8 protein-coding genes are annotated in these 6,984 nt (G+C 38.9%); all 8 read left to right on the top strand.

Annotated elements, in window-relative coordinates; all coding sequences use genetic code 11:
* Positions 1-209 precede the first annotated feature (209 nt).
* Positions 210-404, top strand: a complete 195-nt coding sequence (locus tag Q0628_RS15355) for a hypothetical protein (RefSeq protein WP_298772489.1) — start codon at positions 210-212, stop codon at positions 402-404.
* Positions 392-985, top strand: a complete 594-nt coding sequence (locus tag Q0628_RS15350) for an N-acetyltransferase (RefSeq protein ID WP_298772487.1) — start codon at positions 392-394, stop codon at positions 983-985. Before Q0628_RS15355 ends, Q0628_RS15350 begins: the two co-directional genes overlap by 13 nt.
* Before the next feature lie 145 nt (positions 986-1,130).
* Positions 1,131-1,316: a hypothetical protein gene (locus Q0628_RS15345; protein ID WP_298772484.1), complete on the top strand. Its 186-nt coding sequence runs from the start codon at positions 1,131-1,133 to the stop codon at positions 1,314-1,316.
* A 768-nt stretch (positions 1,317-2,084) separates the two neighbouring features.
* On the top strand, positions 2,085-2,645 hold the full coding sequence (locus Q0628_RS15340; protein ID WP_298772482.1) for a Pycsar system effector family protein: 561 nt from the start codon (positions 2,085-2,087) through the stop codon (positions 2,643-2,645).
* Between the two features lie 12 nt (positions 2,646-2,657).
* On the top strand, positions 2,658-3,518 hold the full coding sequence (locus tag Q0628_RS15335; RefSeq protein WP_298772480.1) for an adenylate/guanylate cyclase domain-containing protein: 861 nt from the start codon (positions 2,658-2,660) through the stop codon (positions 3,516-3,518).
* Positions 3,519-3,595: 77 nt separating this feature from the next.
* Complete coding sequence (locus Q0628_RS15330) at positions 3,596-4,297, top strand: adenylate/guanylate cyclase domain-containing protein (protein WP_298772478.1); 702 nt, start codon at positions 3,596-3,598, stop codon at positions 4,295-4,297.
* Positions 4,298-4,405: 108 nt separating this feature from the next.
* Positions 4,406-6,415 carry a P-loop NTPase fold protein gene (locus tag Q0628_RS15325; RefSeq protein WP_298772476.1) on the top strand — a complete coding sequence of 670 codons (2,010 nt, stop codon included), beginning with the start codon at positions 4,406-4,408 and terminating at the stop codon, positions 6,413-6,415.
* A 180-nt stretch (positions 6,416-6,595) separates the two neighbouring features.
* A complete protein-coding gene (locus Q0628_RS15320; RefSeq protein ID WP_298772474.1) occupies positions 6,596-6,814 on the top strand; it encodes a DUF3791 domain-containing protein in 219 nt (72 codons plus the stop codon).
* Positions 6,815-6,984: the final 170 nt, after the last annotated feature.

Below are 6,984 nucleotides of genomic sequence, written 5' to 3'. Positions count from 1 at the left end.
CCCGCCCCTGCGCAGCAGGGAACGCCCGTGATTCCTTGATGTAAACAATTGTGGCATAATTGATTTTTTTTGCCGCGGCTATTGACAACCGCCCCGCGTTTGTGTATATTTGATAGTGAACAAATGTGTATGTATGGCAGCGAATATGGAGGTGTCGGTAGAATGCAATTTGCAAAAGGAGCGGTAAAAATGTATATTGTGGAGGATTTATGGCCCTAGCTATTAGCAACATACCGATTCTGACGGGTGCGGCTGCGGCGACTTTCGTGGAGAATGCGAAGGCTGCCGAAGAGAACCGCGGCTCCGTCGACTTTTCCCGGCAATCTGCCGAGTGGAGCGGTTTCGACATGCGCAACGCCGCACGTATCGCTAAGCTGAGGGCCGAAGGAAAATGGCCTTTCTAGAGTCTAGTTGCGTACGTACGGTGCTCACACCGTCTGTTCTGGACCATTGTAACCATTTCTCCTGTGGCAACGAGGACCTTGATTCCTTTTTCCAGAATGATTCCGTCAATTACAGCCGCCAGTTGATGGGGAAGACTTATGCGTTTGTCGATGCGGGATCGCTGAGGGATATTGTCTGCGCGTTTACTGTCTCGAACGCGAGTATATTTACGAATTACCTTCCGAACGCGCGGAAAAAGCTGATAGGCAGGCAACTCCCGTGGGAGAAACGTGACCTGATTTATCCGGCGGTGTTGATAGGTCGCTTGGGGGTCAATTCTGCTTACAAGAAACGTCATGTCGGAAGCGAGTTGTTGGATTATATCAAGCAGTGGTTCGTCGATCCGGACAACAAGACGGGTTGCCGTTATCTGGTGGTCGATGCCTACAACCAGCCGGTCCCGCTTGCATTCTATGAAGCGAACGGCTTCGGGTTTATGTTCTCTTCGGAGCAGCAGGAGTGTGAGTACCGGAATATTGAATCTACGGCGGCATTGCATACGCGCATGATATATTTTGACCTGATGCTTCTGTCGAATTAGGGCAGGGATGGGCGGCGTTCCTCGATGTCAACAATAAGTTGCATAATTAGATTCCGGGTCAAGCCCGGAATGACGAGGGAGGGGGTATTGACAAGTGCCTTGCGCTTTTGTTCGGATTAATGTATATTTCGCTAGAAGGTAAAACATGGCAACATCGAGCATAAAGAAGAACTTTAACGTGGTCGGGACCAGGCAACTGGAGTTCTTCGTTAAGGCTGTGGACCGCTCCCTGAAGGCCCCTGTTTCCGTCAGCCGCGTCAAGGCCGATGTTCTAAGCGGAGTTTACAGTTTGAGAAAACTAGCTCTCCTTAGAAAGAAACATGGCTTCTAAATTTCAAGAAGAGCCTTTTGCAATTGCTGAAGACGATTTGAAATTCGTGCTGTGAGAGCATCATCGTCTGCTAATCATGATGGTCGGAATTTGAGCCGGGTGAACCCGTATGTAAGCCTGCATCAAAATGCTAGGGAGAAAACTAGGGTGAAAACTGGGGAGAAAGCTAGGGAGAAAAACTAGGGTTAAAATGCTTAAAAAGAAGGTGCTTGGCAGATCGAGAGGGGTTTCTTGGATATTTTTAAAAGAATACAGAAAAATCGGAAATTCCGAATTTACGCGAAATTTGACGAAAAAAGTGGTTGTTCGGATGTTTCGAATAACCACTTCACGCAGGGCAATATTTAGGCAACGAGTGATGATTAAGCCTTCCGCATTTGTTCTCCAGTCACCTGCGGTTGTGTGTTTTGGCGTCCGCTTTCCGCGTTAGGCCTCCAGCCACTTGCAACTTTGCTGCTTAGTGGCTATGGTCCCCTTTAGGGGAGATCGAAGCCCGTAGGGCCGGGAGGGCAGCCCGTATCCTGCACTCGGCCCTCTAGGCTGAAAAATTGCGGAGTAAGGCCGCAATTTTATGCCGCGAAAGCGCGCCCCTGCGCAACAGGAATCGCTCTGTCAAAAGTCTTGCTTCTCTGTACTTGACATACCGATTAAATAACCGAAATCTTCAGAGTTTTGTAATCTTTGGTTGCTTTATCTCTCTCTTTCCTGCTAAAAAGGTTATATTGTTATGGGAATGTGTAATATATTTCAATTTTCAAAGGAGAATGAATGACAACTACACATAAAGATGATGCGGTACTTGAAAAAATCTTTAAAAATGTAAATGACTGGTTGTCTTTTGCAGAAAAAAAGAATACTACTATTTTGTCAGTATTTGGATTCATAACACTATTTTCTGCTTTAAACTTTATAAAACAATTCAAGTCTGCTGATGATGTTATAATTGCTGGTTGCTGTTTTTATTTATTGTCTTATGTTGTGGTTCTAGTGTCATCAGTGGTGTCTCTTATGCCTGTTACGAAGATGAAGGATAAATTGATAAATGGCGATAAGGAGAAGAAAATTAAATCAACTGATAATTTATGGTTTTACGGAGATATCATCAAATACAATATCGATGAATATAAAAAAGCTTTGGCTGATAGGGGTATCAGTTCTTTTTCAAGTATTTATGAACAGCTGGTATCGCAGATTATAATAAATGCTCATATAGCATCAAAAAAATACGCATGTTTCAAGGTGTCTTCCTATAGTATTGTTTTGGGCGTGATTGTTTTGATTGTTTGTTTTATTGCATCTTTATTTGTTTCGAACAATACTATTGCATAAGAGGTTTTCACAATGTTCTCTAAAGCGTTTCAAGATGAATTGTTGGAAAAGTTTACGCAGCATTCTGCGTCAAGGAAAAATATAAAATTCGGACAAAAAGGGGTTCCTTCTGAATCAAAAAAGTTTCATTCAAAACTAAGTGAACCTTCAAAGTCTGATTCGTCATCCAAACCGATGTTAGAGGTTGTTGGAGATAGAGAAAAAAAATTGAGCGCCAAAAATGAAAGCCTTGATGGAAATGAAAAATTCCATGATTATGCTCAAAGAGTTAAGAATTCAAAAGCTAATGCATATGTTGCTTTCGTAGATATATTCCAGTTCTCATCAACAATAAAAAATATGACGATTGAAAATGTTAAATCTTATTTAAATAGGTATTATGAACGAATTTTTAAAATTATAAAGGAATTTAACGGTCAAATTGATAAAATAATGGGTGATGGGGTTGTTGTTTTATTTTCAGATGCCTTTGGAATTCCCTACGAAAAATCTGTTGGAGAAACATGTCTTGATTTTTGTAAGAAATGTGTGGAATCTTTTTATAATTCTGATTCTGCGGTTAAGGCTGCGATAGGTTCTGGTGAATTGTTTTTTGCTGAAACTGGTGCAGAAAATACGTATGAAGAATGTAGTTGCATTGGCCATCCGATGACAATGGCTTTTCGATTGGAAGATAAAGCGAATGTAAACCAAATTCTTATTCTAATGAACGACATGGCAAATGATGTGTCGCAGACATTAGAATGGACTTGGGTTGAACAAATGATTGATTTGAAGGGTATTGGCGGACGATTCGTTAGATTTTACGAATACGATCCTAGACCACGTGAGGCTGCCGAAAAATTTTCAACTGTAAAAAAGGCTGCATACTGACAAGCGAAAATACCTGTTCTGACCAGTTTGAACAGTCTTAAATGCAAGGGCATTTGTTTTTTTAGGGCATAGGTTATATGGAAGTAAAAAAGAGAATTGATTATGATTTTATATCAAGCATAAAAAGAATTGACGCGATTCTTTCTTCTTCGGATACGGACTATTCTTCGGTAGATTATATTCCTGCAAGAAGTTCCTTCAGCTACGAAAATGGTGTGTATACAAAGGCAATTGCCTTATTTATTGATATAATTGGCTCCTCAAATTTAACTTCATCTCACACAAAACCTGTTATTGCTAAAATATATCGTTCCTTTATTTCGGAGTGCACAGCGATTCTAAATGCCGAAGAAATATGTGAAGAAATTAATATAAATGGTGATTGTGTTTGGGGTGTTTTTAATGCGGGGGAAAATGCTAATTATGGAGTGGTTTTTCATGTTGCAGCTAGGTTGAATTCTTTAATTGATTGCTTGAATGAAATGATGGATCTGCATGGATATAAAAACATTCAAGCTGGTATTGGTATTGCAGATGGAAATGTTTTGATTGTAAAAGCGGGGTATCCAGGAAGCGCTCTTAATGATTTGATTTGGATGGGGGATGCTATTAATCTAGCTTGTCATTTGGCGAGCGAGGCTGGGAGGAATGGTTTAGAACCAATCCTTATGACGAAAAGTATTGTATGCCGTGTAAATCGGCGCCGTCAAAGTCTTGTTTTGCCAACAAAAAATTCAAATATATATAGTGGAAATTTTGTTGCAACGGAGATGCGTTGACAAGTGTATCCCTGAACATCAAATTATTGATATGATAACTTTAACAAAAATGAGCGAACTTATTGCAAAAGATAGGGGACTCTATATCTGAAATTGGGGGAAAATAATATGAAAAAGCAGATGTTAATCAAGGCTTGTTCTTTAAATAAACATGTAGATGATTTTTTAGACTATTATTTAAATAGATGTTTAGAACCTGATTTTGCGGTTTTGTTGAAAGGCATGTGGGGCTGTGGAAAGAGCTTTTATATAAAAAATTATTTGAATACGCATGGATTGGTTGTTGAGAATAATTTTACGGGAGAACAGAAAAGTATAATCATTTATTTGAGTTTGTACGGAGTTCGTTCTAAAGAAGAAATAAACGAAAAAATATTAGAGAAATTACACCCGATAATTTGTTCTTCAAAGATAGAGGTTCTGCAAAAGGTCTTAAAAACGGTCCCAGCAACAGCTGTTTTGTCTTCTTTATCTAATTTGTTAATCGGCAACAGTATGGGCAAAGACGCCCTAATTGAGGGACTTGATATCTTTGTTGAAAATTATCGTAAAAGCCTTAAAAATAAATTTGGGAAAATTGTACTCGTTTTGGATGATTTTGAACGAGCGGACATGCCGATTGTTTCGTTATTAGGATTTGTCAATGAGTGTGTCGAAATGTTGCACATTCCCTGTATAATTGTTGCGGAAAAAGAAATTCTAGAAGAAGCGATAAACAAGCAAAAAAATGATGCCACTTTATTTAGTATGGCGACTTCATTGGAAAAGGTAATTGGGAAGGAATTTGAGATAAAGGCTTCTTTTGAAGATGTTGTTTCCTTTTGGGTGAACAGATGTACTGATCTTGAAGATGATTCACAAACTTTAGTCAAAAATACGCAGATTTTTGAACCTGGAGAGGCCTCTTTACCCATTCTTCAAGAAAATATTGACTTGATTGCTGATGTTGTCAAATGCTTTAAAAAGGATAATCTTCGTGCTATGAAGCGGACTCTTGTCAATTTCAATAGATTTGTTGATTATGCCGGAGTGTCAGACAAGTTGAAGTCGGAAAAAGAATTTGCAAGGTTGTTCCTGGGTGATTTTCTTTTGTATCAGTATGCTCAAGAAATTGGTGTTTTGGAGAATAATCTTCTTTTTTCTTCAACGCTAATAGCGGATACTTTGGCTGCTTATAGAAAAGACGGAACGTATTCAAAAGAGCGGGAACAAGATGAAATTGTTGGTAAAATACCTTCATTAAGAAATGCTTTAAAAGATGGTTCTTATGATACAGAATGGTTCCCTATATGGAAAGAATGGGTTGAATCAAATCGTATTGATAAGGAATGGTTAAATCAGGTAATTGACAATTCTATTTGGTTTAACAAAAATAAAAGAGATGGAATACTCTTAAATAAATTGTGCGATTGGAAAGAATTGGATGATGGTTTGCTAAAAGAATGTATGGCTGCGTATGAAAGGGCTATGAAGCGGGGAATTCGTAATCCCATATTGTTAATCCATTTATTTGATTCGTTGATGAGTCTTTCGAAAAATGAAAATATTGAGATTTCTCCAGAAGAATTGAAACAGAAAATGATGGAATATGTTAATCAGCAATGTGATAATTTAATTTGTGTGGATGGCGATGTGTTGTCGATTAACCAGCCAGAAAATGAAGAGACGACATTATTTGGCAAGTATGTCGCAGAAAAGTTAAAGCCTAAAAAAGAAATGTTGCGGGATGAATATTTACCGAATTTTTTTGAAAAGATACAAAGTGATGACATCCAGAAGTATGATTTGGGGAAATTAATGTTGACGGGAAAAGACCCTTCATTGGATTGCTTAGAATTGAAAAAGGACGATGCTGAAGCATTTAAAAAATTAATTCTGAAACAAGAACGATATGAAATTGATGAACTGTCTAGGTGTTTTAAAGTAAGGTATTTAAAGGATAAATCTTTATCGCGCTTTACCAAAGAAAAAGAATTTATTGATCAACTGTATGACTTGTTAAAAGCGGAACGTGCCGCTTGTCAACGACCGTTACCTTTGAAGATGAATAATCTGCTTATTGTTATAGAAGATATTGATTTGATTAGGAAAGAAAAAGGCGCTACGAAAGCGTCTTAATGCCAGTGTTCGCGTTAGGCCTCCAGCCACTTGGCGACTAGTTGCCTTAGTGGCTATGGTCCCCTTTTGGGGATGTCAAAACTCGAGGGGCGGGAACGCCCCTAATCTTCTGATTTTGGCTTTTTCAAATTGAAAATGAAAGCCTTGCTTTTTTGTGGCTACATAATCTATATTCGAATCATGGTCGATAAGTACAAAATTCCATACGTAAACATGTGTATCCGTCTTTTCGCAAGGCGTTTTCAGTTGACGCTCCAAGAGGTGGCAGATTACTTGTGCAAGTTCAGGGGAATCCAGTTTCTTGACGACTGTTATCTTTCGGAACATCCTCTCCCGGTAGAAGATACCCTGGACGACTTTGTCGCCGTCTGCAAGAGTAACGGTGGAAAAATCGGATGATTCTCTGCCGTGGGTTGACCGCTGTAGGTATTGACTCTGAAAAAGATTGCATCTTGCTTTTTCAACCATTTTATTGAGTGTCTGGTTGTAAATGTAAGTTACAAGGATTTCTTGTTGTAAGCTTCCCCATAATTAGGACTGTTCATAACTAGACAAAAGGCAATTCTGCC

It is taken from the genome of uncultured Fibrobacter sp. (assembly GCF_937877005.1).
Lineage (GTDB): Bacteria > Fibrobacterota > Fibrobacteria > Fibrobacterales > Fibrobacteraceae > Fibrobacter.
Note: the sequence above shows the minus strand (reverse complement) of the source record. Positions and strands in the feature narration are given on the sequence as shown.